The sequence below is a fragment of the Pseudoduganella sp. R-43 genome (assembly GCF_049913255.1).
Lineage (GTDB): Bacteria > Pseudomonadota > Gammaproteobacteria > Burkholderiales > Burkholderiaceae_D > Rugamonas.
In genome coordinates, this window is sequence record NZ_CP183988.1 from 376,602 (window position 1) to 398,086 (window position 21,485).

Consider the following 21,485-nt stretch of genomic DNA (forward strand, 5'->3'; position numbering starts at 1 on the left):
TACGTTTCCGAATCAGTTGGGGCGGGTGATGGTCGAGTATGGTTTGTTGGCTGGGGCTGCGTTCGCGGCAGGTTTTGTGGATGCGGTTGTTGGAGGCGGTGGACTGATCCAGATTCCGGCTCTCTTCTCGGCCATGAGCGGTACTCCGCCAGCAACGCTGTTGGGAACCAATAAGGTTGCCAGCGTATTCGGGACCAGCGCAGCGGCAGTGAACTATGCGCGCCGCACGCAAATCGCCTGGACGACCGTGGCGCCGGCGGCGATCGCGGCTTTCCTGTTTGCCTTCCTCGGAGCCTATACCGTCACCAGGATTCCGCCTGACTTCTTGCGAGGACTGCTGCCATTTGTGCTGTTGGCGGTGGCCGTTTATACCTTCTATCGCAAGGACCTGGGCAGTGTTCACGCTCCGCTGCACACCGGTACCAAGGAGAGGGTGCTGGCGGTGTTGGTCGGTGCGGGGATTGGTTTCTATGACGGCTTCTTTGGCCCAGGCACCGGGAGCTTCCTGGTCTTCCTGTTCGTGCGCAGCTTTGGCTTCGACTTTCTCGGCGCCTCGGCGGCTGCCAAGGTGGTGAACGTGGCGTGTAATGTGGCGGCAATCCTGTTGTTCGGATTCACTGGCCACATCATCTGGCAGCTCGGCTTGATGATGGCGGTGTCCCAGGTGGTTGGCTCTGTGCTGGGTACCAAACTGGCGCTGAAGCATGGGAGTGAGTTTGTGCGCCGTCTGTTCCTGGTTGTAGTGGTGCTGTTGATCGTCAAAACCGGCTATGACGCATGGATTAAGTGATAGTGTTTCACGTGAAACAATGTTGAAGAGGGTGCCAAACGGCGCCCTTTTTTGTTTCACGTGAAACATTTCGATCAAAAAAATCCTGCCCAAAAAATTCGCACGGTCGAAAAAACTTTATAATTCAGTTCGATCCCCAGCTTTCCCCCATTTTTACCATGTTATTTCCTACTGAATTCGACGTTATCGTTGTCGGCGGTGGTCACGCCGGTACCGAGGCGGCCCTCGCTTCCGCCCGCATGGGCCAGAAGACTCTCCTGTTGACACACAACATTGAGACGCTGGGTCAGATGTCGTGCAACCCATCCATTGGCGGCATTGGCAAAGGCCACCTCGTCAAAGAGGTCGACGCAATGGGTGGCGCCATGGCCATCGCAACCGATGAGTCGGGCATCCAGTTCCGTATCCTGAATTCATCCAAAGGCCCTGCCGTGCGCGCGACTCGCGCCCAGGCCGACCGTATCCTGTACAAGGCCGCTATCCGCCACCGTCTGGAAAACCAGCCCAACTTGTGGCTGTTCCAGCAGGCGGTAGACGACCTGATGGTGGAGGGGGACCGCGTCGTTGGCGCCGTCACCCAGATTGGCTTGAAGTTCCTGGGCCGTGCTGTCGTGCTGACCGCTGGCACATTCCTGGACGGTAAGATCCACGTCGGCCTGCAGAATTTCTCGGCTGGCCGTGCCGGTGATCCGCCAGCGCTTTCGCTGTCGGCACGCCTGAAAGAATTGAAGCTGCCACAGGGCCGCCTGAAGACCGGTACGCCGCCACGCATCGATGGCCGCAGCATCGACTTTTCGCAAATGACCGAACAGCCGGGCGACCTGGACCCAGTGCCAGTGTTTTCGGTGATGGGCAATGCCTCCATGCACCCGCAACAGTTGCCGTGCTGGGTTACCCATACCAACCAGAAAACCCACGACATTATTCGTGGCGGCCTCGACCGTAGTCCGATGTACACCGGCGTGATCGAGGGCGTTGGCCCGCGTTACTGCCCGTCGATTGAAGACAAGATTCACCGCTTCTCAGCCAAGGAATCGCATCAGATCTTCCTGGAACCGGAAGGCCTGACGACCCACGAGTTCTACCCGAACGGTATCTCGACCAGCCTGCCATTCGATGTGCAAATCGAGCTGGTGCGTTCGATGAAGGGCCTGGAGAACGCGCATATCCTGCGTCCTGGCTATGCCATCGAGTATGACTATTTCGACCCGCGCGGCCTGAAAGCTTCGCTGGAAACCAAGGCGATCAACGGCCTGTTCTTCGCGGGACAGATCAACGGTACCACCGGTTACGAAGAAGCTGCGGCGCAGGGCATGCTGGCCGGTATTAACGCGGCACTGCAAACCAAGGGCGAAGAATCCTGGACTCCAGCCCGTTCGGAAGCCTACCTCGGCGTGCTGGTCGATGACCTGGTGACCCAGGGTGTGCAAGAGCCATACCGCATGTTCACCAGCCGTGCTGAATACCGCCTGAGCCTGCGTGAAGACAACGCTGACATGCGCCTGACAGAAATCGGGCGTAAGCTCGGCGTGGTTGGCGACGCGCAATGGGAAGCATTCGATCGCAAACGCGAGGCCGTTGCGCAGGAACTGGAGCGCCTGAAATCGACCTGGGTCAACCCGCGCATTCTGGCGGCAGCCGAGTCGGAACGCGTGATTGGCCAGGCCATCGAACGCGAATACTCGCTGGCAGACCTGCTGCGCCGTCCGGGTGTCGGCTATGAAAAGCTGATGACCATGACCGGCAATGAAGGCCAGCCGCTGGCTGGTCCCGGCGTCACCGATGAGGCAGTGATGGAGCAGATCGAGATTACCCTGAAGTACTCGGGCTATATCGATCGCCAGTTGCGTGAAGTCGAGCGTCACGAGCACTACGAAAACCTGAAGTTGCCGGAAGGCTTCAACTACGCCGAGATCACGGCGCTGTCGATGGAAGTGCGGCAAAAACTGCAGAAGCATCGTCCGGAAACCCTGGGCCAGGCTTCGCGTATTTCGGGCGTGACTCCGGCGGCGATTTCGCTGCTTCTGGTGCACCTGAAGAAAGCCGGTTACGGCGGCTTTGTCACACTGAAAGACGAGGCGGCTTGATGGCGGTATTTGATCGCGCCGCGTTGGCGCACGTGTTGAAGAATGGCGTCGAAAAGCTGGACCTGGGCCTGAGCGAAGCACAACAGGAAAAACTGCTGGACTACCTGGCCCTGCTGAACAAGTGGAACAAGGTGTACAACCTGACGGCCGTTCGCGACCCGATGGAAATGATGACCCTGCACGTCCTGGATTCGCTGGCAGCAGTGCCGGCATTCACGGATGCGCAGAATGTGCTGGATGTCGGGGCAGGGGGCGGATTGCCGGGCGTAGTGCTGGCGATTGCCAGGCCGGAGATGAAAGTGTCGATGATCGACATCGTCCACAAAAAGACGGCCTTCCTGAATCAGGTCAAAGCAGAGCTGGAGCTTGGCAACGTAACGGTGTACACAAAGAAGGTGCAGGAACTGCAGGTCAAGACGCCCTACGACGTCATCACCTCGCGGGCCTTTGCGGACCTCAGCGATTTTGTGAACTGGTCCGGGCACCTGCTGGCAGAGGGCGGTCGATTCATAGCCCTGAAAGGCACGGCGCCGGCAGAGGAGCGAGAGCGACTGCCAGATCCATGGAAAGTGAACGAGCTACAGCCTTTGCAAGTACCAGGACTGGATGCACAGCGCCACCTGGTTTTCATCGGCAGGGCGTAACTGGCTAAACAGTATAAATAATTTTAATCGTTTATACGAAATAAATAGTATAAACGGTTTATACCGAATAAACGATTTAGACCATATAAGAAAACTCGATGGCCAAAATTTTCTGTGTAGCAAATCAAAAGGGCGGCGTAGGTAAGACTACCACGACTGTGAACCTGGCCGCCGGCCTGGCCAAACTAAATCAACGAGTGTTGCTTGTTGACCTCGACCCTCAGGGTAACGCGACAATGGGCGCGGGGATCAACAAGGCGACGCTCCAAGCTTCCACTTATGAAGTCTTGCTCGGCACGGCCGACGTGGCGACTGCACGCGTGCGTTCGGAAGCGGGCGGCTTTGATGTGTTGCCTGCAAATCGTGAACTGGCCGGCGCCGAAGTCGAGATGGTGCAGCTCGAGAATCGCGAGCGCCGCCTGCGCGACGCACTGGGCCTGGCTGCCAAAGACTATGACTTCATGCTGATCGATTGCCCTCCTGCGCTGTCGATGCTGACTCTGAATGGTTTGTGCGCGGCGCATGGCGTGATCATTCCTATGCAGTGCGAGTACTACGCGCTGGAAGGTTTGTCCGACCTGGTCAACACCATCAAGAAGGTGCACGCCAACCTGAACCCGGACCTGAAGATCATCGGCCTGCTGCGCGTGATGTTTGATCCGCGCATGACGCTGTCGCAGCAAGTCTCGGCCCAGCTCGAGCAGCACTTCGGCGACAAAGTATTCAAGACCATCATTCCGCGCAATGTGCGATTGGCCGAGGCGCCGTCCTACGGCATGCCGGGCGTGACCTTCGACCCGACCTCGAAAGGAGCGCAGGCCTACATCGCCTTCGGCGCAGAGATGGTTAAACGTATCAAGAAAATGTAATCAACGATGGCAACTAAAAAAATGAAAGGCCTCGGCCGCGGCCTCGACGCGCTGCTCGGTGGCGACGAAGATCCGTCCAATCCAACTTCCCATCCGACTCCGTCGGAAATGGCGGTGCAATTCCTGCAAGCCGGTAAATACCAGCCGCGTACACAGATGGACGAGGGCGGCCTGGCGGAACTCGCTTCGTCGATCAAGACCCAGGGCATCATCCAGCCACTATTGGTTCGACCGGTCGGTATCGACAAGGGGACTGGCCATGTCAAATATGAAATCATCGCGGGCGAGCGACGTTTCCGTGCGGCACAACTTGCCGGATTAGAAACTGTGCCGGTCCTGGTGAAGGACGTGGACGACACGACTGCGGCCGCGATGGCCCTGATCGAGAACATCCAGCGCGAAGACCTGAACCCGCTGGAAGAGGCGCAGGGTATCCATCGCCTGATCACCGATTTCAGCTTCACCCATGAACAGGCGGCCCAGGCAGTCGGCCGCTCGCGTTCGGCGGTGTCGAACCTGCTGCGCCTGCTGAACCTGGCGGAACCGGTGCAAACCATGCTGATGGCAGGTGATATCGACATGGGCCATGCCCGTGCGCTGTTGGCTGTCGATGCGGCATCACAAATTGCCCTGGCGAATGTTGTTGTAGCGAAACGACTGTCGGTGCGCGAAACGGAGAAACTTGTCCACAACCACATGGAAGAGGCGAAGTCCAAACCGGCACCGCGTGCGAAGGAAAAGTCGGGCGACATCAAGCGGCTGGAAGAGGAGCTGTCCGATACCCTGGCTACCTCGGTCGTGTTCAAGATGGGCGCCAAGGGGCGTGGCCAGATGATTATCGATTTCGCGGATCTCGATATTCTGGATGGGGTGATTGCCCGTCTGCGCGGCTAAAACCGGCAAACCGGTGTCTGACCCACAGGGTCAGACACCCGACCCGCGACGGCAGCAAACCAGTGTCTGACCCTGTGGGTCAGACACTGTCGTACCGGTTTTGAAAGAGCGCCATGCACCAGAGCTGACAGTTCCCTGTCAGCCTGCTGCGCTATTCTGGCGCGCTATTACCCTGTGAGTAATCGGCATTTGCACGCTTTTTGGGCAGAATTTCTTGTTGTTTGAGTGCCTTTTTGCGATGCACCACGTTTGACCTTGGCAACGTAAACAAACTATAATCCCGTGTCTTTGGGTCTAAAGGAATGGTGGCAAGTGAGTGATTCTTCAAGAAGTATCGCCTGGCCAGTTTTCCGAGTAGTTGCCCTGCAGTTCACCATCGCCGTCCTCTTTTCCGCTACCGTGGCGCTTTTCGCCGGGGTGGAAAAAGGCTGGTCCGCAGCCGTGGGCGGCGGTATGGCAGTGATCGGGAGCCTGATTTACGCGCTGATGGTAGCGCGCGGCACCGATGATGCAAAGAAAGCATTTCGGACGCACTTCCGCGCCGAGATGCTGAAGGTATTTGTAACGGCAGTGCTGTTTATTTGCGCACTGGTGCTGTTTAAGTCAGCCGCCTGGTTATGGCTGATCCTGGGATTCGTAGTGGCAACCCTGGCTTACTGGCTGTCGCTGCTCAAGATTTAATCATTAAAAATTCGGACCTATGACTACTGAACACGCTACGGGCGGTCACGCCGGCCCGGCTAACGCCACCGAGTACATCCAGCACCACCTTTCGCACCTGAATTCCGCTGGTGATGTTGTCTCCCCTAATTCCATCAACCTGGACACCTTCTGGATCTCCCTGATCCTTGGCTTCGTGTTCCTGGGCATGTTCTACATGGCTTCCCGCCGCGCCACCGCTGGCGTGCCAGGCAAGTTGCAGAACCTCGTTGAGTGGGTCATGGAGATGGTCAACGAGACCGTCAACTCCGCATTCCACGCCAAATCCAAAGTTATCGCTCCACTGGCCATTACCATCTTCGTATGGGTCTGGCTGATGAACGCCATGGACTTCCTGCCTGTCGACCTGCTGCCTAAAGTGCTGAGCTGGTTCGGTGTGCACAAGCTGCGCGTTGTGCCTACCGCCGACGTGAACCACACCTTCGGCATGTCGATCGGCGTTCTGCTGTGCATCATCGGCTTCTCGATCAAGGCAAAAGGCGCTGGCGGCTGGACCAAAGAACTGTTCACCGCACCGTTCCACGCTCACGGCACCGTCGGCACCATCATCCTGGCACCGATCAACTTCATCTTCCAGATGCTGGAGCTGTTCGCCAAACCAATTTCCCTGTCGCTGCGACTGTTCGGCAATATGTACGCCGGCGAGCTGATCTTCATCCTGATCGCACTGCTGCCATGGTGGGCACAGTGGCTGCTGGGCGGCCCATGGGCAATCTTCCACATTCTGATTGTTACCCTGCAAGCGTTTGTGTTTATGGCGTTGACGGTTGTGTACCTGGCCCTCGCGGTTGAAAAGCACTAATCAGCAACTTATTCGTAGTATTTGGTTTTAGTTTTTTGGTATTTTCGTTTTTTTTAAATTAGGAGAAATCTAATGCAAGCTCTGATCGCACAAGTACAAAGCATGACCGTTCTGGCCGTAGCAATCATCGTTGGCCTGGGCGCCATCGGCACCGCACTCGGCTTCGCTATCCTGGGCGGCAAGTTCCTGGAAGCTTCGGCACGTCAGCCTGAACTGATGCCACAACTGCAAACCAAACTGTTCGTTATCGCTGGTCTGCTGGACGCGATCTCCATGATCGGCGTTGGTGTTGCTCTGCTGTTCACCTTCAACAACCCATTCCTGACCGCCCTGACCGCCGCTGTTCAGTAATTAACGCTCCAACCGGGGAAACTCTTTCTAGGAGCAAGGTATGAACATCAATATGTCTCTCATCGGTCAGATGATCACCTTCGCGGTGCTCGTCTGGTTCTCGATGAAGTTCGTATTCCCAGCGCTGAACAATGCGCTGGATGAGCGTGCCAAGCGTATTGCAGACGGTCTGGCTGCGGCTGACCAGGGTAAAACTGCCGGCGAGCAGGCACAAAAAGATGCCGCCGCAGTTCTGGCGTCGGCTAAAGCCGATGCTGCCCAGGTAGTCGCAGACGCCGACAAGCGCGCACAACTGGTCGCTGAAGAAATCAAAGCAAACGCACAAGCCGAAGCCGCCCGCATCGTGGCGCAAGCCAAGGCTGAAGCCGAGCAGCAAGTAACCCAGGCCCGCGAAGCGCTGCGTGGTCAAGTGGCTGACCTGGCTGTGAAGGGCGCCGAGCAAATCCTGAAGCGCGAAGTCAACGCGTCGGCTCACGCTGACCTGCTGTCTCGCCTGGCTACCGAGCTCTGATTATGGCAGAGCTCGCAACCGTCGCCCGTCCTTACGCGGAAGCCCTCTTCCGCGTAGCCCAGGCTGGCAACCTCGCGCAGTGGTCCGATCTGGTGTCCGAACTGGCCCAGATCGGTTCGCATGAAGAGGTGCTGGCATATGCCCGCAATCCAAAAGTTCTGGATAGCGATGTCATCGCAGCCATCAAGGCCTTGCTGAAATCGCCGCTCAACGCGGAAGCGAACAACTTCCTCTCGATGCTGATCGAAAACGGTCGTATCGCATTGCTGCCGGAAATCGGCGCCCAGTTCGCGCTGCTGAAGAACGCAGCCGAAGGTGCGGCAGACGCCGAAATCACGAGCGCATTCGACATGAGCGAAGCCCAAGTGGCCGAGCTGATCAAGACGCTGGAAAAGAAATTCAGCCGCAAGCTCAAACCAGTCGTGAAGACCGATCCTTCGTTGATCGGTGGCGTTCGCGTCGTGGTTGGCGACGAAGTGCTGGACACTTCGGTCAACGCCAAGCTGCAGCAGCTGCGTTCCGCGCTGGTCGCCTAACCGGGCCGCCTTTCGCGACAGCTAGAGAGAAAACATTTAGGAGTTAGTATGCAACTCAACCCATCCGAAATCAGCGAGCTGATCAAGAGCCGGATCCAAGGCATTGATGGCGGCGCTGAAGTGCGCAATCAAGGCACCGTAATTTCCGTAGCAGACGGTATCTGCCGCATCCACGGCCTGTCGGACGTGATGCAAGGTGAGATGCTGGAATTCCCAGGCAACACCTTCGGCCTGGCAATGAACCTGGAGCGTGACTCCGTTGGTGCCGTTATTCTGGGCGCCTACGAGCACATCTCCGAAGGCGACACCGTCAAGTGCACCGGCCGTATCCTGGAAGTTCCAATCGGTCCTGAACTGCGTGGCCGCGTTGTTAACGCCCTGGGCCAGCCGATCGACGGCAAAGGTCCTGTTAACACCACCCTGACCTCCCCAATCGAAAAGATCGCTCCAGGCGTTATCGCCCGTGAGTCCGTCGGCCAGCCTATGCAGACCGGCCTGAAGTCGATCGACGCGATGGTGCCAATCGGCCGTGGCCAGCGTGAGCTGATCATTGGCGACCGTCAGACCGGTAAGTCCGCCGTTGCAGTTGATGCCATCATCAACCAAAAAGGCCAGGGCGTTACCTGTATCTACGTTGCTATCGGCCAGAAAGCATCGACCATCAAGAACATCGTGCGTTCCCTGGAACAGCACGGCGCGATGGAGTACACCATTGTTGTGGCCGCTTCCGCTTCGGAATCCGCAGCAATGCAGTACATCTCGGCTTACTCCGGTTGCACCATGGGCGAATACTTCCGCGACCGCGGTGAAGACGCCCTGATCGTGTACGACGACCTGTCCAAGCAAGCAGTTGCTTACCGTCAGATCTCCCTGCTGCTGCGCCGCCCACCTGGCCGCGAAGCATACCCAGGCGACGTGTTCTACCTGCACTCCCGTCTGCTGGAACGCGCTGCTCGCGTGAACGCCGACTACGTCGAAGCCTTCACCAAAGGCGCTGTCAAAGGCAAGACCGGTTCCCTGACCGCACTGCCGATCATCGAAACCCAGGCTGGCGACGTTTCCGCGTTCGTTCCAACCAACGTGATTTCGATTACCGACGGCCAGATCTTCCTGGAAACCTCGCTGTTCAATTCCGGTATCCGTCCTGCGATTAACGCAGGTATCTCGGTGTCCCGCGTTGGTGGCGCTGCCCAGACCAAGGTCATCAAGAACCTGTCCGGCGGTATCCGTACCGACCTGGCACAGTACCGTGAACTGGCTGCGTTCGCGCAGTTCGCTTCCGACCTGGACGAATCGACCCGTAAGCAGCTGGACCGCGGTGCCCGCGTGACCGAACTGCTGAAGCAGGCTCAGTACTCGCCACTGTCGATTTCCCTGATGGGCGCTTCCCTGTTCGCAGTGAACAAGGGCTTCCTGGACGACGTCGCTGTCAAGCGCGTGCTGGCTTTCGAAGCCGAACTGCACTCGTTCCTGAAGACCAAGCACTCCGCTCTGCTGGCTAAGATCGAAGAAACCAAGCAACTGGACAAAGACGGCGAAGCTGCGCTGTCGGCCGCCATTGCCGAGTTCAAGAAATCCTTCGCAAACTAATATTCGGGGGCCCGGCGACGGGCCTCCACGCAAAGGAGAAGGATCATGGCAGTAGGTAAAGAGATACGTGGCAAGATCAAGAGCGTAGAGAATACGAAGAAGATCACCAAGGCGATGGAAATGGTCGCTGCATCGAAAATGCGCAAAGCGCAGGACCGTATGCGCGCCGCCCGTCCCTACAGTGACAAGATTCGTAATATCGCTGCGAACTTGGCTAACGCCAATCCAGAGTACACGCACCCGTTCCTGGCTGAAGCCGGTACGGAAGCCAAGGCTGTGGGCTTTATCATCGTGACGACCGACAAGGGTCTGTGCGGTGGTATGAACACCAACGTTCTGCGTATGGTGACCAACAAGACCCGCGAGCTGGAAGCTGCAGGCAACAAGATTGAAGCAGTCGCAATTGGTAACAAAGGTTTGGGCTTCCTGAACCGCATCGGTGTACCAGTGGTCGCACAAGCTACCCAGATCGGCGATACGCCGCACCTGGAAAAGCTGATCGGCCCAGTGCAAGTGATGCTGGAGAAATTCCAGGAAGGCAAACTGGACGCCGTTTACCTGTGCTACACCAAGTTCATCAACACGATGAAGCAAGAGCCGATGGTCGAGCAGCTGCTGCCGCTGACCGCGGACAAGATGAAGGCCGATGAGCACTCCCACAACTGGGACTACATCTACGAGCCGGACGCTGCTTCCGTGATCGACGAACTGCTCGAGCGCTACATTGAAGCGCTGGTGTACCAGGCCGTTGCAGAAAACCTGGCGTCCGAGCAATCGGCGCGTATGGTGGCGATGAAGTCCGCGTCGGACAACGCCGGCAACGTGATCGGTGAGTTGAAGCTGGTCTACAACAAGACCCGCCAGGCTGCAATTACCAAAGAACTGTCTGAAATCGTCGCCGGTGCGGCAGCGGTTTAAACGAATTTAACTATATTTGAAGGAACGAACATGGCTGATGGCAAAATCGTTCAGTGTATCGGCGCTGTGGTGGACGTTGAGTTCCCACGCAACGCGATGCCTAAGGTTTTTGACGCGCTGAAGATGGAAGGCTCCGAGCTGACCCTGGAAGTGCAACAGCAGTTGGGTGACGGCATTGTCCGTACCATTGCTCTGGGCTCTTCCGACGGTCTGCGTCGCGGCATGACCATCCAGAACACCGGCAAACCAATCATGGTTCCAGTGGGTAAAGCTACCCTGGGCCGTATTATGGACGTGCTGGGCAACCCGATCGACGAATGCGGCCCTGTCTCCCACGAGCAGACTGCTTCGATCCACCGCGTGGCTCCTGCTTACGACGAACTGTCCCCATCCCAAGACCTGCTGGAAACCGGCATCAAGGTGATTGACCTGGTCTGCCCATTCGCTAAGGGTGGTAAGGTTGGTCTGTTCGGCGGTGCAGGTGTGGGCAAGACCGTGAACATGATGGAACTGATCAACAACATCGCTAAAGCGCACTCGGGTCTGTCCGTGTTCGCCGGTGTTGGTGAGCGTACCCGTGAAGGTAACGACTTCTACCACGAAATGGCTGACGCCAAAGTGGTTGACCTGGAAAACCCAGCCAACTCCAAAGTGGCCATGGTTTACGGTCAGATGAACGAACCACCTGGCAACCGTCTGCGCGTGGCGCTGACCGGCCTGACCATCGCTGAATCCTTCCGTGACGAAGGCCGTGACGTTCTGTTCTTCGTGGACAACATCTACCGCTTCACCCTGGCCGGTACCGAAGTTTCCGCACTGCTGGGCCGTATGCCTTCCGCAGTGGGTTACCAGCCTACCCTGGCCGAAGAGATGGGCCGTCTGCAGGAGCGTATTACCTCCACCAAGACCGGTTCGATCACCTCGATCCAGGCCGTCTACGTTCCAGCGGACGACTTGACCGACCCGTCCCCAGCAACCACCTTCGGCCACCTGGACTCGACCGTCGTTCTGTCCCGTGACATCGCTGCACTCGGTATCTACCCTGCAGTTGACCCACTGGATTCGACCTCCCGTCAGCTGGACCCGCTGGTTGTGGGCGAAGAGCACTACAACACCGCACGTGCCGTACAGGGCACCCTGCAGCGCTACAAAGAACTGCGCGACATTATCGCGATTCTGGGTATGGACGAACTGGCTCCAGAAGACAAGCTGGTCGTTGCTCGCGCACGTAAGATGCAGCGTTTCCTGTCCCAGCCGTTCCACGTTGCTGAAGTGTTTACCGGTTCCCCAGGTAAGTACGTTTCGCTGAAAGACACGATCAAGGGCTTCAAGATGATCGCTTCCGGCGAACTGGACCACCTGCCAGAACAGGCCTTCTACATGGTTGGTACCATCGAAGAAGCCATCGAAAAAGCCAAGAAACTGGGCTAATTCGATTGTCGTAGCGGCCTCCTCACCGGGGCCGCTATAGCTACAGAGGATAAACATGGCAAACACTATTCACGTTGATGTGGTTTCGGCCGAAGAGCAGATCTTCTCGGGCGAAGCGACTTTCGTGGCGTTGCCGGGCGAGCAGGGCGAGCTGGGTATCTACCCGAAGCACACCCCGCTGATCACCCGTATCCGTCCAGGCGCGGTGCGCATCCAGGTTCCAGGCCAGGCTGAAGAAGAGTTCGTCTTCGTCGCCGGCGGCCTGCTGGAAGTGCAGCCAAACGCCGTGACGGTCCTGGCTGACACCGCGATCCGTGGTCACGACCTGGATGAAGCCAAAGCTGAAGCTGCCAAGAAACTGGCGGAAGAAAGCCTGGCGAACAAGCAGACCGGCATCGACTACGCGAAAGCACAAGCGGAACTGGCAGCGGCTATCGGCCAGCTGGCAGCAATCGCAAAACTGCGCAAGATCAAGGGCTGATCCCTTCTTCTCGTCGCAATGGAAAGGCAGCCTCGGCTGCCTTTTTGTCTTTCTACAGGCTGCCGGGAATCGGCCAGCCAGAACGGCTCCGCGCGCCATGGCCCTGATTATCAGGTTCGCTGCATCGGACTCTGTATAATCCCTGTCTTAAGCAAAGCCTAACACTGGCGCCTTTTGTAGACGCCCCAATACCGTAAATGATTAGTACAAAGATTAGTACAAAGACATCCCAGCTGCACCGTCTTCTCAGCGTACTCCTAGTGTCTTTCCCCAGCGTGTTGTTGATCTTGCCCGTCGGCCGGCGTTTCAACTTTTACGTGTTGCTATTGTGTGCTGTTGGTGGCCTTGCGCTTGGAGTAAAGCCGGGCGGGAAGTCATTTCGTGACATCTTAAAGAAATATTGGGGTATTCATCTTGCAATGGCGGGCATGCTCATCGCAGTCCTCCTTAATCAAGCTGCACATGGCGCATTCGTGTTCAAGCCTTTTGAAAAAGGGCTGCAACTTGCCGTATTTCCGCTTTTGCTTTGGGTGTTCCTACTACTATCCAGCGATAAGCTCCGTATTCTTCAGTGGTCTTGGGTAATTGGGGCTCTGCTCTGCTCCATCGCGTTGATCTGGACGACATATGGAGTGAATGGACGCCCTGGCGGCATCATCTCGAACCCGTTCATTCTGTTCTCGAATCTGACGCTGCTGATGGGATGCATGGCTTTGCTTTCAATCGGATGGAATACGCGGGATGAAATCGCACCGATGGCGATCAAAGTAGTGGCGTGCGTCTTGAGTCTGGTTGCCTCGTATATGTCGGGCACCCGTGGTAGCTGGATCGCAGTTCCCGTCTTCATTCTGATTGCCGTGTCGCTTAAGCAGAGCATGCACGATCGCCGCAAGATCGCTATATCGGTTGTTTCAATGCTGTTGCTTGCCGCGGCGATGGCTTCTTTGCCATACACGAAAACGCGGATCGAACTCGCCTATTCCGAAACCGTGCATTATGCCGAACAGCCGAAAGCCGAAACGTCGATCGGCATCCGCTTGCAACTCTGGCAAGCTTCCTGGAACATGTTCCGGGAGAATCCAGTTTTCGGCGTTGGCACTGCTCCATATGAGGAAACGCTGAGAAAATTGGCAAGGGACAGGGTAATTACGCCGCTAGCGGGAATGCAACTCCACTCTCACAATGACCTTCTGCACTTCATGGCGACGCTGGGAACACCTGGTGCCATTGCCATGCTTGCACTCTATCTTGTACCTGGCCTGTGGTTCAAGAAGTTCTTGCGGAGCGCAGACTCGCAGCAACGCGTAGCGGCCGGCATGGGGCTGGCCACAAGCCTGGCGTTCCTGGCCTTTGGCCTGAGCGAGACCATGTTCTATTCAAACCTGTGCAGCGACTTCTACATCATCAGCGTGGCGGCCCTGTCGGCATTAGTCATCAACAGGCAAGAGGAACTGGAGAAAGCTGTCGCGTCTCCGCTGCCTTCGGAGTTAATTTATGAAAAATGAAGTTGGATGTTTCGTTGTCAATCTTGAGAAAGATGTTGAGAGGCGGGAGAACATCTCACGACAACTCGAAAAAGCCGGCATCCCTTATACGATTTTCAGTGCGGTCTACGGCAAATTTCTAACGCCTGAAGAACTGGCGCAGCACTACGATAAGCGCCGTGCCATTGAGCTGTCGCATGACCTGACGCCTTCCGAGATTGGCTGCGCGCTTAGCCATGTGTTCACTTATCGGAAAATGCTTGAAGAAGGCATGCAGTATGCGCTGGTGCTGGAAGATGACGCGCAACTAAGCGAGGATTTGCCCGCTGTTTTAACAGGGCTGCAACGCGAGTATGCCAGCAGCGAACCGGTCGTTTTCTTGTTGAATCATGTGCGGAAATACAAGAATAGAAAGACCCGGCGCCTCGATGAAAAATACATGGTAGCCGACATTTACGGCACACCGATTCGCGCAAATGGCTATTTCGTTACACGCGCCGCCGCGAAGCAGCTGCTCGACAATCTCTACCCAGTATGGGCAGTGGCCGATGACTGGGCCGTATTCAACCGGGACTTTGTGACAGTCAAAGCGGTTGTGCCTTATTGCGTCGGCCTCTCCGAGCACGCGCAGTTCTCCAATCTCGAGTCCGAAAGACAAGGTGTACAGTTGAAACGGAGCATCGGTTACCACTTACATCAACTCTTCTACCACAAATTTATCAATCAGCTCCTTATCAGACCTTTCCAGCGTGTATCCAAACAGGATGAAACCTGGTGATTATTAAGGCAGCCTCGGCTGCCTTTTGTCTCTTTCAGGCCAGGTTGAACGCCCACTTTAGACACGTGCGCGCGCCTGCGTACGCAACATAGAGGAAATGCCATGACCACGATCTTCATCACCGGCGCAGCTGGCGCCCTCGGCAGCGCAGTTGCGCGGGCATTCGATGCTGCAGGAGCCAACACTGTCCTGATCGGTCGCGAAACAGCGCGCCTGGAAAGCGCTTGTGGTCCTGCCAGCGGACGGCGCATGCTGGCGATCGCCGACCTGCGCGATGCTGCGTCGGCCGTTGCCGCCGCAAACGCCGCTGTCCAACGCTTCGGCCGTATCGATGTGCTGTGCAATATTGCGGGCGGGTTTGCGATGGGTACGCCCGTGCATGCGACGACGGATGCGCAATGGGACGAGCTGTTCGATCTCAATGTGCGCAGCCTGCGCAATGCGGTCGCGGCGGTGGTGCCCGGCATGCTGGACGGGCTGGGCGGCAAGGTCGTGAACATCGCTTCCGGCTCTGCGCGGCAGGGCATGGCGAATATGGGTGCTTACTGTGCCAGCAAGGACGTTGTAATTCGCCTGACCGAGTCAATGTCGGCCGAGCTGCGTGGTCACGGCATCAATGTCAATTGCGTCCTGCCCGGCACCATCGATACGCCGGACAACCGTGCCGCCATGCCCAATGCCGACCGCAGCAAATGGGTTCCTCCGGAAGCACTGGCAGACGTGATCCTGTACCTGTGCAGCCCGGCTGCGCGCGCTATCCACGGCGCTGCGATTCCATGTACCTGAAGCCGCTTCAGCCACAGAACGCATTGGTGTCACGAGATTGAAATCCGGTGCGCGCAGACGGGGTCAATGGCACATGCCGTAGGCTTGCTTGTCCTCGAACCAGCGGTAGGTGAAGGTGCGGGACACGTAGCGCTTGCCGCCAATGAGAACGTCCGGCGGGGTCAGGTCGAAGCGCTTTGGCATCTTGCCCTTGATGATCAGCCGGTAGCGGAACTGGGTATCGTCGCTGGTGCCGACGGCGAACAGCACCAGCGGCACGCCGTTGACGATTTCCACCATCTCGGGTTTGCCGTTGGTCGGGCGCTGGTAGACGCTCAGCACGGTCGCGTTTTCAATCAGCGGACCCTTCGGCTGGCTGACCTGGAAGTGGGCCGTGGCAAAGTGCACCTGGGTCGTGCGCGGCAGCATGTAGTTGACCCCGATTTCCATACCGCCTTCGGCAGCTTGCGGCAGGACGGTGGTGGCCGCCACCGTGATACCACGCGGCAGTTCAAAGGTGTCGGCGTCTACCGGCGTGCCGCAGTCGGGAGAAGTCGCCTGGTACAGCGGTCCAGGAGTATAGGTATCGCCGCAGCCGGCGAGGGCGAATAGCAGGGCGAGTGGCGCGGCTTTGCGCATGGTGTGACCTCTTGTTTTTAGTCATAACAGTTTACCCGACCGGCTGGCTGAGTGGTGCGCCACCCGCCCAGTCGCGGTGTTAGTCTTGAACTAAAAGTAGCGATGGGAGGCAGCCATGATCCACCATCTCGGTATCGTCGTTTCGGATTTCGTACGCAGCGCGGCGCTCTATGACGCTTGCCTGGCGCCCCTCGGGATTCGGCGTGCGGAGACCGACCTGGACTGGGCCATTTATGCTTCTGCTACCGGCCATCCATTCTTGTGGGTAGGCGCGGAGATTCCCAGCTATTGGAAGAATGGGCATGAACCTTCGCGTAGTCCCATCCATTTGGCGTTTTCCGCGCCGAACCAGGATGCCGTGAACGCCTTCTACCATGCGGCGATAGACCTGGGAGCCGAAGATAACGGCCCACCAGGTCCACGGGTCAGCGATGCAAATTTCTACAGCGCCTTCATTATTGACCTCGACGGCAACAATATCGAGGCCACCGTACAGCTAAGCTAGCTGCGCTTTTGCCGGCTGCGTGCAGCGGCCGACTTCATCAGTGATTTCCATTTCTGCCGTTCAGCAATCCGTTCCAGCGCTGTTTGCTGGTTGCGGCGCACCTCGCGTTGCAGCTTGTGGAAGTTGTGCAGGCGGTCGGGGTCCACATGGCCCAGCACTGCACAGCCGGGTTCGCCCTCGTGCCGGCAATCGCGGAACTGGCAGCCTGCGGCCAGCGATTCGATATCGTCGAAAGCTGACGACAAGGATTCCGGGCTCAGGCTGCGCAAGCCTGGCGTATCGATGATGCAGGCGCCGGAAGGGCAGAAATGCATGGACCGGGCGGTTGTCGTATGCCGGCCGCGATGGTCCGTGCGCCGAACGCCGCCGGTTTCCTGGGTTGCTCCAGCCAGGGCATTGGTCAAGGTTGACTTGCCGGCGCCGGAAGAACCAAGCAGGCAGATGGTTTGTCCGGGGCCTAGCCAGGGATCCAGCTGCGTTATGGATTCCGCGCTGGTGCCGTTCACCAGCAGGAACTGCGTGCGCGGCGGCAGCCGTTCCGTCAGCGCGGCCACCCGGCCATCAATGTCCGCGCAGAGATCCGGTTTGCTGAGGACGATCAGGGGCGTGACTTCGGCGGCCGCGGCGAGCGCCAGATAGCGTTCAATGCGGCGCAAATTGAAGTCGCCGTCCAGGCCCATGACCAGCAAGGCGGTATCGATATTGCTCGCGATGGGAGGTGAATCGGCGCGGGCGAATTGGTTCATTGGGGATAAACGGTGGTTTATCCACACCTCGTTCAAGGAATTGGCCTGCGCGATCACCCAGTCGCCGGCGCAGAGCGCCGTCCCGGCGAGCAGGCGGGGAAGGGCGCGAGCGTGAATTTCGGCCACGCCGTCGTGCAGGCTGATGCGGTCGCGTTGATATTCTGTGATGCGGTACAGGCGGCCGGCAGGTGCCTCGGCCAGGCGCGAAATGATGGTATTGTTAAGTCCGATGCTGCGTAAAGCTTCGTAGTCGAAGTCGATCATGATGAGCGTTTTCCATGGGTGAACACGGCCAGCCACGCGCGGCGTGGCAAGCAGGATTAGTCTGGAAATGTCGGCGCCCGGCCGGGCGCTCTAGCTCAAACGCTGAAGGTCAGGCAGCCGACAGGAGGGCAAGATCAAACGAACGCATGGCAAAACTCCTGTCAGGTTGGTGGGAAAGCCGCCAGTGTCGCACCGGCGGCGGGGCAAGTCAATGCGGTGGCTCGCGGTCGACGGTGCGGACTTCGGAACACTCGGGCTGCAGTGCTTCCTCGATTACTTCCAGCGCCAGGTGGGGCTGGGCGGCGCCGCACATGAAGATGTCGGCGGCTGCGAAGCCGTTTTCGGGCCAGGTGTGGATCGAAATATGTGACTCCGCCAGCAACACGACGCCGGTTATTCCCAATCCGGTGCCAAAGCTGTGGAAGTGGCTGTGCAGCACCTGTGCGCCGGCTGCGGCTGCGGCGCCGCGCAGCAATTGCTCAATCCTTGTGCAGTCCGCAAGCAGGCCCGACTCAATGCCGGACATGTCGGCCAGCAGGTGCGTGCCGCTGGGTTGGTGAATGCTCACTTATGGCCTCCGCCGCCGCCACCGCTGCCCCAGCTGCCGGAGCTGGAGGACCAGCTGCTGCCGTGGTAGCCGCCGCCGCTACTCGACGATGGGCCGCTGACAAACTTGATCCAGCTGGTGCCGACACTGAACATGCTCACCACCAGAGCGTAGCCGAAGAATTTATTCATTTTTTCGTTTGATCGTCGATTGCGTCCAGCACCAGGGCCGGCAGGTAGAGCGCAAGGCAGGCAAGGATCGTGACGCCGATGGTGCCGCCGAAATTGAACAGCAGCGGAATGGCGTTCAACGCCAGAATGCCGATGATCCAGTTCTTGGCCGAGCGCGCATATCGGCCTTTGCTGAAATCCTGTGCAACCTCGCCGCTGGCCTTGTCCTCGCCTTTGACGGCATCGCCGAACCAGGCTTTGAGCTGGTCCCAGGCGACCGGGGTTGATCGCGACCAGCCAAGTTCTGTGGGCGTTAGTTCGGCCGCGAGCGTCACCTGCTGGCGCTTGTATTCGTAGACGTGAGTATGGTCGCCTACCGCCACACGCCAGTTGAAGGCGCCGGCCGCGTAAGTCACGACGGAGTTGTAGTCATACAGTTTGCTGTAGCCGGCCTTGTCGAAGTTGACCGTCTGGGCGTCGAGCACGTTTGCTTCTGGCCACTGGTCCATCACATTGGCGCGCGACCAGCCATCGGCAGTTTCGACCAGCCAGGTAAAGCCATTCCGGCTGCCGTACAGCAGGTATTCGGTCCAGCCGCTGCCCTCGTCGTCGGCCCGGCGCATCACGCCGATGACGGTGAAATCCTGGTTGCCCAATTTGCCGGAGGCGCCCAGCGGCAGCGTGAAGTATTCTTTCTCTTGCCGCCGGCCGACGGCGATGACCTCGGCTTTCGGGCTGGCGGCGTCGATCTCGGTCTGGCAGGACTGGCAAACCAGGTTTGCTGTCAGCCCGGGCAGGTATTTGATCTGGCTGCCGCAGTTGGGGCAGTCCAGCGCATCGAGCTTGCCCCGGTAGCGGCCGGCGGTGCGCTTGATTTCGTCTGCATCGCGCAGTAATTGGGCTTGCATGGCTTCCAGCGTGACCGAGACGCCGGTGTACATCAGCGGCGGGCCTTCGTCGGAATAGTCGAGGGTAATGAAATGGCTGCCGCGCCGGAAGTCGGCGACTTTCGCCTGCCAGCCATCGCCCACCTTGAACGGCAGTTCGCCCTGGCCGCCGATGCACTGCGCGGTCCTGACGTCAGCCGACATATAGCGAGCGCCCACCAACTGGTAGGGTTTGCCAGGCTGGATGTCCTCAAAGGCCGGTAGCTGCGCATCGGGTTTGCGCAGGGTGGTCACCGTGTACTGGCCGGACGCGTCGCCCAGCCAGCCGCTGGTGGCGTCGTCGAAAACGATGAACCACTCGTTCCACATGCCCGCGTCGTAACGCAGCTGGATGCGGCCCACGACATTGAAGTTGCGGCCGCCCAGTACGCCGCTGGTGCCGACCTGGATCGGGGAATAGTCCTCCAGCACGGAGGAAATCTTGCCCAGGTCTTTGACCGCGCCGGCTTCCTTCAGTACACGCGTGTTGCAGTACTCGCACACCGCCATGACGGAGGCGTGTGAGCGGAAATTGACCTCTGCGCCGCAGCTAGGGCAGGAAACTGTTTGCATGCGGCCTGGCTTATCCGATCAGTTTCTTGAGCAGTTCAGCCTTGGTGGCGTCGTAGTCGGCTGGCGAGATCAGACCCTTGTCCAGCAGGGCTTTCAGCTTGCCGAGGCGGTCTTCGATCGATTCCTGCGCTGGCGCGGCGGGTGCCGCTGGTGCTGCCGGGGCTTGAACTGGCGCCGCGCCCGGATTCAGCGCCTGGCCCATAGCCTGGCCCATCACCTGGCCGACGGTCAGCCCAGCACCCAGGCCGGCGCCGATGCCTGCCAGGCCGCCTTCGTTGCCGGCAGCCAGCGGGATCGATTGCGCCACCTGGTATTTGGTGAAGCCGGCCATCTTGGCGTCGCTCATGCCGCCCTTCATGCCGGCGGAGATACGCTCGTCCAGCGCGGCTTGCAGTTCTTCCGGCAGGCTGACGCTGGCGACGTTGAATTCATCCAGGCCGATGCCGTAGCGTGCAAACGCGTCGGCCAGGCCGCCTTTGACTTCCTGCGCCATCAGGGCCTGGTTGGCCGCCATGTCGAGGAAGGCGATCTGCGAGGCGCCCAGCGAGTTGGCCATGGAGGCCAGCAGGATGCCGCGCAGCTGGTCTTCCACGTCGTCGCGGGTGTAGATGTTGCGGGTGCCGCTCAATTCAGTGAAGAATTTGCGCGGATCGGCCACGCGGTAGGAATACATGCCGAAGGCGCGCACGCGGATCATGTCGAAATCCTTGTCGCGGATCGTGATCGGCTGCGGGGTGCCCCACTTGCGGCCGGTCTGCACGCGGGTGCTGAAGAAATACACATCCGACTTGAACGGGGAGTCGAACAGCTTGTCCCAGTTCTTCAGATTGGTCAGCAGCGGCAGGTTTTGCGTGGTGAGCTTGTGGGTGCCGGGGCCGAACACGTCGGCAATCTGGCCTTCGTTGACGAATACCGCGACCTGCGATTCACGCACGATCAGCACGCCGCCGTTCTGGATCTCGAAGTCCTGCATCGGGTAGCGCCAGGACAATACGCCTTCCGCGTCCTCGTTCCACTGCAGTACGTCGATAAACTGCTTCTTGATAAAGCTGCCGATACCCATGATGTAACCTCTCAGGAAATGCAGGCGGCATTGATGCCGCCAATGGAAAGCGAAATAGTGCCGAGCAGGCCGCCGAAGGCGCTGTTGTCGGCCTCAATTTGGTCCTGCGCCATTTTCAGGCAGCGTGTCGTGATGGCGTAGCCGAGCGCTTGCACGATCATCGCGCCAAAGGCCCAGGCCAGGAACTGCTGCCAATTGTAGGTATGCAGGATGCTCGATGCGATGGTCATCGAAAAACCCAGCATGGCGCCGCCCAGCGACAGCGCCGCGGCATGGTTGCCCTGCCGGATCAATTTGACTTCGTCATACGGCGTCATCCATGTATAGGCTTTGAAGAAGACTACCAACAACAAGGCGGCCAGCGCCAGGTGGACCAGATAATTTAGGATGGCGTTCACGTC

25 protein-coding genes are annotated in these 21,485 nt (G+C 58.4%); 18 read left to right on the forward strand and 7 right to left on the reverse strand.

Annotation, left to right across the window (positions count from 1 at the left end):
• Nucleotides 1-28: 28 nt before the first annotated feature.
• The 17 genes from ACN9M3_RS01745 (at nucleotide 29) to ACN9M3_RS01825 (ending at nucleotide 15,672) form a co-directional block, all read left to right on the forward strand.
• The gene (locus ACN9M3_RS01745) at nucleotides 29-790 is read left to right on the forward strand and encodes a TSUP family transporter (protein WP_426320161.1); all 762 of its coding nucleotides are present in this window, start codon (nucleotides 29-31) and stop codon (nucleotides 788-790) included.
• 158 nt (nucleotides 791-948) lie between these two features.
• Nucleotides 949-2,877: a tRNA uridine-5-carboxymethylaminomethyl(34) synthesis enzyme MnmG gene (mnmG, locus tag ACN9M3_RS01750; protein ID WP_426320163.1), complete on the forward strand. Its 1,929-nt coding sequence runs from the start codon at nucleotides 949-951 to the stop codon at nucleotides 2,875-2,877.
• Nucleotides 2,877-3,521: a 16S rRNA (guanine(527)-N(7))-methyltransferase RsmG gene (gene rsmG / locus ACN9M3_RS01755; RefSeq protein ID WP_426166979.1), complete on the forward strand. Its 645-nt coding sequence runs from the start codon at nucleotides 2,877-2,879 to the stop codon at nucleotides 3,519-3,521. Before mnmG ends, rsmG begins: the two co-directional genes overlap by 1 nt.
• 98 nt (nucleotides 3,522-3,619) lie before the next feature.
• On the forward strand, nucleotides 3,620-4,390 hold the full coding sequence (locus tag ACN9M3_RS01760) for a ParA family protein (protein ID WP_055939498.1): 771 nt from the start codon (nucleotides 3,620-3,622) through the stop codon (nucleotides 4,388-4,390).
• Nucleotides 4,391-4,396: 6 nt separating this feature from the next.
• Nucleotides 4,397-5,284, forward strand: a complete 888-nt coding sequence (locus tag ACN9M3_RS01765; RefSeq protein WP_426166982.1) for a ParB/RepB/Spo0J family partition protein — start codon at nucleotides 4,397-4,399, stop codon at nucleotides 5,282-5,284.
• A 312-nt stretch (nucleotides 5,285-5,596) separates the two neighbouring features.
• Complete coding sequence (locus tag ACN9M3_RS01770; RefSeq protein ID WP_090435673.1) at nucleotides 5,597-5,965, forward strand: ATP synthase subunit I; 369 nt, start codon at nucleotides 5,597-5,599, stop codon at nucleotides 5,963-5,965.
• A 19-nt stretch (nucleotides 5,966-5,984) separates the two neighbouring features.
• The gene (gene atpB / locus ACN9M3_RS01775; protein WP_426320176.1) at nucleotides 5,985-6,806 is read left to right on the forward strand and encodes a F0F1 ATP synthase subunit A; all 822 of its coding nucleotides are present in this window, start codon (nucleotides 5,985-5,987) and stop codon (nucleotides 6,804-6,806) included.
• A 72-nt stretch (nucleotides 6,807-6,878) separates the two neighbouring features.
• Nucleotides 6,879-7,157: a F0F1 ATP synthase subunit C gene (atpE, locus tag ACN9M3_RS01780; RefSeq protein WP_055939510.1), complete on the forward strand. Its 279-nt coding sequence runs from the start codon at nucleotides 6,879-6,881 to the stop codon at nucleotides 7,155-7,157.
• Nucleotides 7,158-7,197: 40 nt separating this feature from the next.
• On the forward strand, nucleotides 7,198-7,668 hold the full coding sequence (locus tag ACN9M3_RS01785; RefSeq protein ID WP_426320178.1) for a F0F1 ATP synthase subunit B: 471 nt from the start codon (nucleotides 7,198-7,200) through the stop codon (nucleotides 7,666-7,668).
• A gap of 2 nt (nucleotides 7,669-7,670) precedes the next feature.
• The gene (locus ACN9M3_RS01790) at nucleotides 7,671-8,204 is read left to right on the forward strand and encodes a F0F1 ATP synthase subunit delta (protein ID WP_426166989.1); all 534 of its coding nucleotides are present in this window, start codon (nucleotides 7,671-7,673) and stop codon (nucleotides 8,202-8,204) included.
• A gap of 48 nt (nucleotides 8,205-8,252) precedes the next feature.
• Nucleotides 8,253-9,794: a F0F1 ATP synthase subunit alpha gene (gene atpA, locus ACN9M3_RS01795; protein ID WP_342115707.1), complete on the forward strand. Its 1,542-nt coding sequence runs from the start codon at nucleotides 8,253-8,255 to the stop codon at nucleotides 9,792-9,794.
• A gap of 45 nt (nucleotides 9,795-9,839) precedes the next feature.
• Nucleotides 9,840-10,712, forward strand: coding sequence for a F0F1 ATP synthase subunit gamma (gene atpG, locus ACN9M3_RS01800; protein ID WP_426166991.1), 873 nt, complete (start codon nucleotides 9,840-9,842; stop codon nucleotides 10,710-10,712).
• 30 nt (nucleotides 10,713-10,742) lie between these two features.
• Entirely contained in the window at nucleotides 10,743-12,143 is a 1,401-nt protein-coding gene (gene atpD / locus ACN9M3_RS01805) for a F0F1 ATP synthase subunit beta (RefSeq protein ID WP_155454856.1), read from the forward strand.
• Nucleotides 12,144-12,198: 55 nt separating this feature from the next.
• Nucleotides 12,199-12,624, forward strand: coding sequence for a F0F1 ATP synthase subunit epsilon (locus ACN9M3_RS01810; protein ID WP_155454855.1), 426 nt, complete (start codon nucleotides 12,199-12,201; stop codon nucleotides 12,622-12,624).
• 260 nt (nucleotides 12,625-12,884) lie between these two features.
• Nucleotides 12,885-14,129: an O-antigen ligase family protein gene (locus tag ACN9M3_RS01815; protein ID WP_426166994.1), complete on the forward strand. Its 1,245-nt coding sequence runs from the start codon at nucleotides 12,885-12,887 to the stop codon at nucleotides 14,127-14,129.
• On the forward strand, nucleotides 14,119-14,886 hold the full coding sequence (locus ACN9M3_RS01820; protein ID WP_426166996.1) for a glycosyltransferase family 25 protein: 768 nt from the start codon (nucleotides 14,119-14,121) through the stop codon (nucleotides 14,884-14,886). The genes ACN9M3_RS01815 and ACN9M3_RS01820 overlap by 11 nt, the downstream gene beginning before the upstream one ends.
• 102 nt (nucleotides 14,887-14,988) lie before the next feature.
• Entirely contained in the window at nucleotides 14,989-15,672 is a 684-nt protein-coding gene (locus ACN9M3_RS01825; RefSeq protein WP_426166998.1) for an SDR family NAD(P)-dependent oxidoreductase, read from the forward strand.
• Nucleotides 15,673-15,735: 63 nt separating this feature from the next.
• Here the strand turns inward: ACN9M3_RS01825 and ACN9M3_RS01830 are convergent, their stop codons facing one another.
• Complete coding sequence (locus ACN9M3_RS01830; RefSeq protein ID WP_426320182.1) at nucleotides 15,736-16,290, reverse strand: hypothetical protein; 555 nt, start codon at nucleotides 16,288-16,290, stop codon at nucleotides 15,736-15,738.
• 115 nt (nucleotides 16,291-16,405) lie between these two features.
• On the opposite strand from ACN9M3_RS01830, the gene ACN9M3_RS01835 reads away from it, so the two are divergent.
• A complete protein-coding gene (locus tag ACN9M3_RS01835) occupies nucleotides 16,406-16,795 on the forward strand; it encodes a VOC family protein (RefSeq protein WP_426320184.1) in 390 nt (129 codons plus the stop codon).
• On the opposite strand, the gene rsgA is transcribed toward ACN9M3_RS01835, so the two are convergent.
• From rsgA to ACN9M3_RS01865, 6 genes are all read right to left on the reverse strand, one after another.
• On the reverse strand, nucleotides 16,792-17,805 hold the full coding sequence (gene rsgA / locus ACN9M3_RS01840) for a ribosome small subunit-dependent GTPase A (protein ID WP_426320186.1): 1,014 nt from the start codon (nucleotides 17,803-17,805) through the stop codon (nucleotides 16,792-16,794). The two genes, ACN9M3_RS01835 and rsgA, sit on opposite strands and share 4 nt — an antisense overlap.
• Nucleotides 17,806-18,013: 208 nt before the next feature.
• Complete coding sequence (gene speD, locus ACN9M3_RS01845) at nucleotides 18,014-18,373, reverse strand: adenosylmethionine decarboxylase (RefSeq protein ID WP_426320188.1); 360 nt, start codon at nucleotides 18,371-18,373, stop codon at nucleotides 18,014-18,016.
• On the reverse strand, nucleotides 18,370-18,543 hold the full coding sequence (locus ACN9M3_RS01850) for a hypothetical protein (RefSeq protein ID WP_426167008.1): 174 nt from the start codon (nucleotides 18,541-18,543) through the stop codon (nucleotides 18,370-18,372). Before ACN9M3_RS01850 ends, speD begins: the two co-directional genes overlap by 4 nt.
• Nucleotides 18,540-20,021, reverse strand: coding sequence for a DUF4178 domain-containing protein (locus ACN9M3_RS01855; RefSeq protein WP_426320190.1), 1,482 nt, complete (start codon nucleotides 20,019-20,021; stop codon nucleotides 18,540-18,542). Before ACN9M3_RS01855 ends, ACN9M3_RS01850 begins: the two co-directional genes overlap by 4 nt.
• Nucleotides 20,022-20,031: 10 nt before the next feature.
• Nucleotides 20,032-21,084: an SPFH domain-containing protein gene (locus ACN9M3_RS01860; protein ID WP_426320192.1), complete on the reverse strand. Its 1,053-nt coding sequence runs from the start codon at nucleotides 21,082-21,084 to the stop codon at nucleotides 20,032-20,034.
• Nucleotides 21,085-21,095: 11 nt separating this feature from the next.
• Nucleotides 21,096-21,482, reverse strand: a complete 387-nt coding sequence (locus ACN9M3_RS01865; RefSeq protein WP_426167014.1) for a DUF350 domain-containing protein — start codon at nucleotides 21,480-21,482, stop codon at nucleotides 21,096-21,098.
• Between the last annotated feature and the right edge of the window lie 3 nt (nucleotides 21,483-21,485).

Coding starts and splice junctions, on each gene's coding strand:
- ACN9M3_RS01745 (WP_426320161.1), top strand. CDS start 29: ATGGTCGAGTATGGTTTGTTGGCTGGGGCTGCGTTCGCGGCAGGTTTT.
- mnmG (WP_426320163.1), top strand. CDS start 949: ATGTTATTTCCTACTGAATTCGACGTTATCGTTGTCGGCGGTGGTCAC.
- rsmG (WP_426166979.1), top strand. CDS start 2,877: ATGGCGGTATTTGATCGCGCCGCGTTGGCGCACGTGTTGAAGAATGGC.
- ACN9M3_RS01760 (WP_055939498.1), top strand. CDS start 3,620: ATGGCCAAAATTTTCTGTGTAGCAAATCAAAAGGGCGGCGTAGGTAAG.
- ACN9M3_RS01765 (WP_426166982.1), top strand. CDS start 4,397: ATGGCAACTAAAAAAATGAAAGGCCTCGGCCGCGGCCTCGACGCGCTG.
- atpB (WP_426320176.1), top strand. CDS start 5,985: ATGACTACTGAACACGCTACGGGCGGTCACGCCGGCCCGGCTAACGCC.
- atpE (WP_055939510.1), top strand. CDS start 6,879: ATGCAAGCTCTGATCGCACAAGTACAAAGCATGACCGTTCTGGCCGTA.
- ACN9M3_RS01785 (WP_426320178.1), top strand. CDS start 7,198: ATGAACATCAATATGTCTCTCATCGGTCAGATGATCACCTTCGCGGTG.
- ACN9M3_RS01790 (WP_426166989.1), top strand. CDS start 7,671: ATGGCAGAGCTCGCAACCGTCGCCCGTCCTTACGCGGAAGCCCTCTTC.
- atpA (WP_342115707.1), top strand. CDS start 8,253: ATGCAACTCAACCCATCCGAAATCAGCGAGCTGATCAAGAGCCGGATC.
- atpG (WP_426166991.1), top strand. CDS start 9,840: ATGGCAGTAGGTAAAGAGATACGTGGCAAGATCAAGAGCGTAGAGAAT.
- atpD (WP_155454856.1), top strand. CDS start 10,743: ATGGCTGATGGCAAAATCGTTCAGTGTATCGGCGCTGTGGTGGACGTT.
- ACN9M3_RS01810 (WP_155454855.1), top strand. CDS start 12,199: ATGGCAAACACTATTCACGTTGATGTGGTTTCGGCCGAAGAGCAGATC.
- ACN9M3_RS01820 (WP_426166996.1), top strand. CDS start 14,119: ATGAAAAATGAAGTTGGATGTTTCGTTGTCAATCTTGAGAAAGATGTT.
- ACN9M3_RS01825 (WP_426166998.1), top strand. CDS start 14,989: ATGACCACGATCTTCATCACCGGCGCAGCTGGCGCCCTCGGCAGCGCA.
- ACN9M3_RS01830 (WP_426320182.1), bottom strand. CDS start 16,290: ATGCGCAAAGCCGCGCCACTCGCCCTGCTATTCGCCCTCGCCGGCTGC.
- ACN9M3_RS01835 (WP_426320184.1), top strand. CDS start 16,406: ATGATCCACCATCTCGGTATCGTCGTTTCGGATTTCGTACGCAGCGCG.
- rsgA (WP_426320186.1), bottom strand. CDS start 17,805: ATGATCGACTTCGACTACGAAGCTTTACGCAGCATCGGACTTAACAAT.
- ACN9M3_RS01850 (WP_426167008.1), bottom strand. CDS start 18,543: ATGAATAAATTCTTCGGCTACGCTCTGGTGGTGAGCATGTTCAGTGTC.
- ACN9M3_RS01855 (WP_426320190.1), bottom strand. CDS start 20,021: ATGCAAACAGTTTCCTGCCCTAGCTGCGGCGCAGAGGTCAATTTCCGC.
- ACN9M3_RS01860 (WP_426320192.1), bottom strand. CDS start 21,084: ATGGGTATCGGCAGCTTTATCAAGAAGCAGTTTATCGACGTACTGCAG.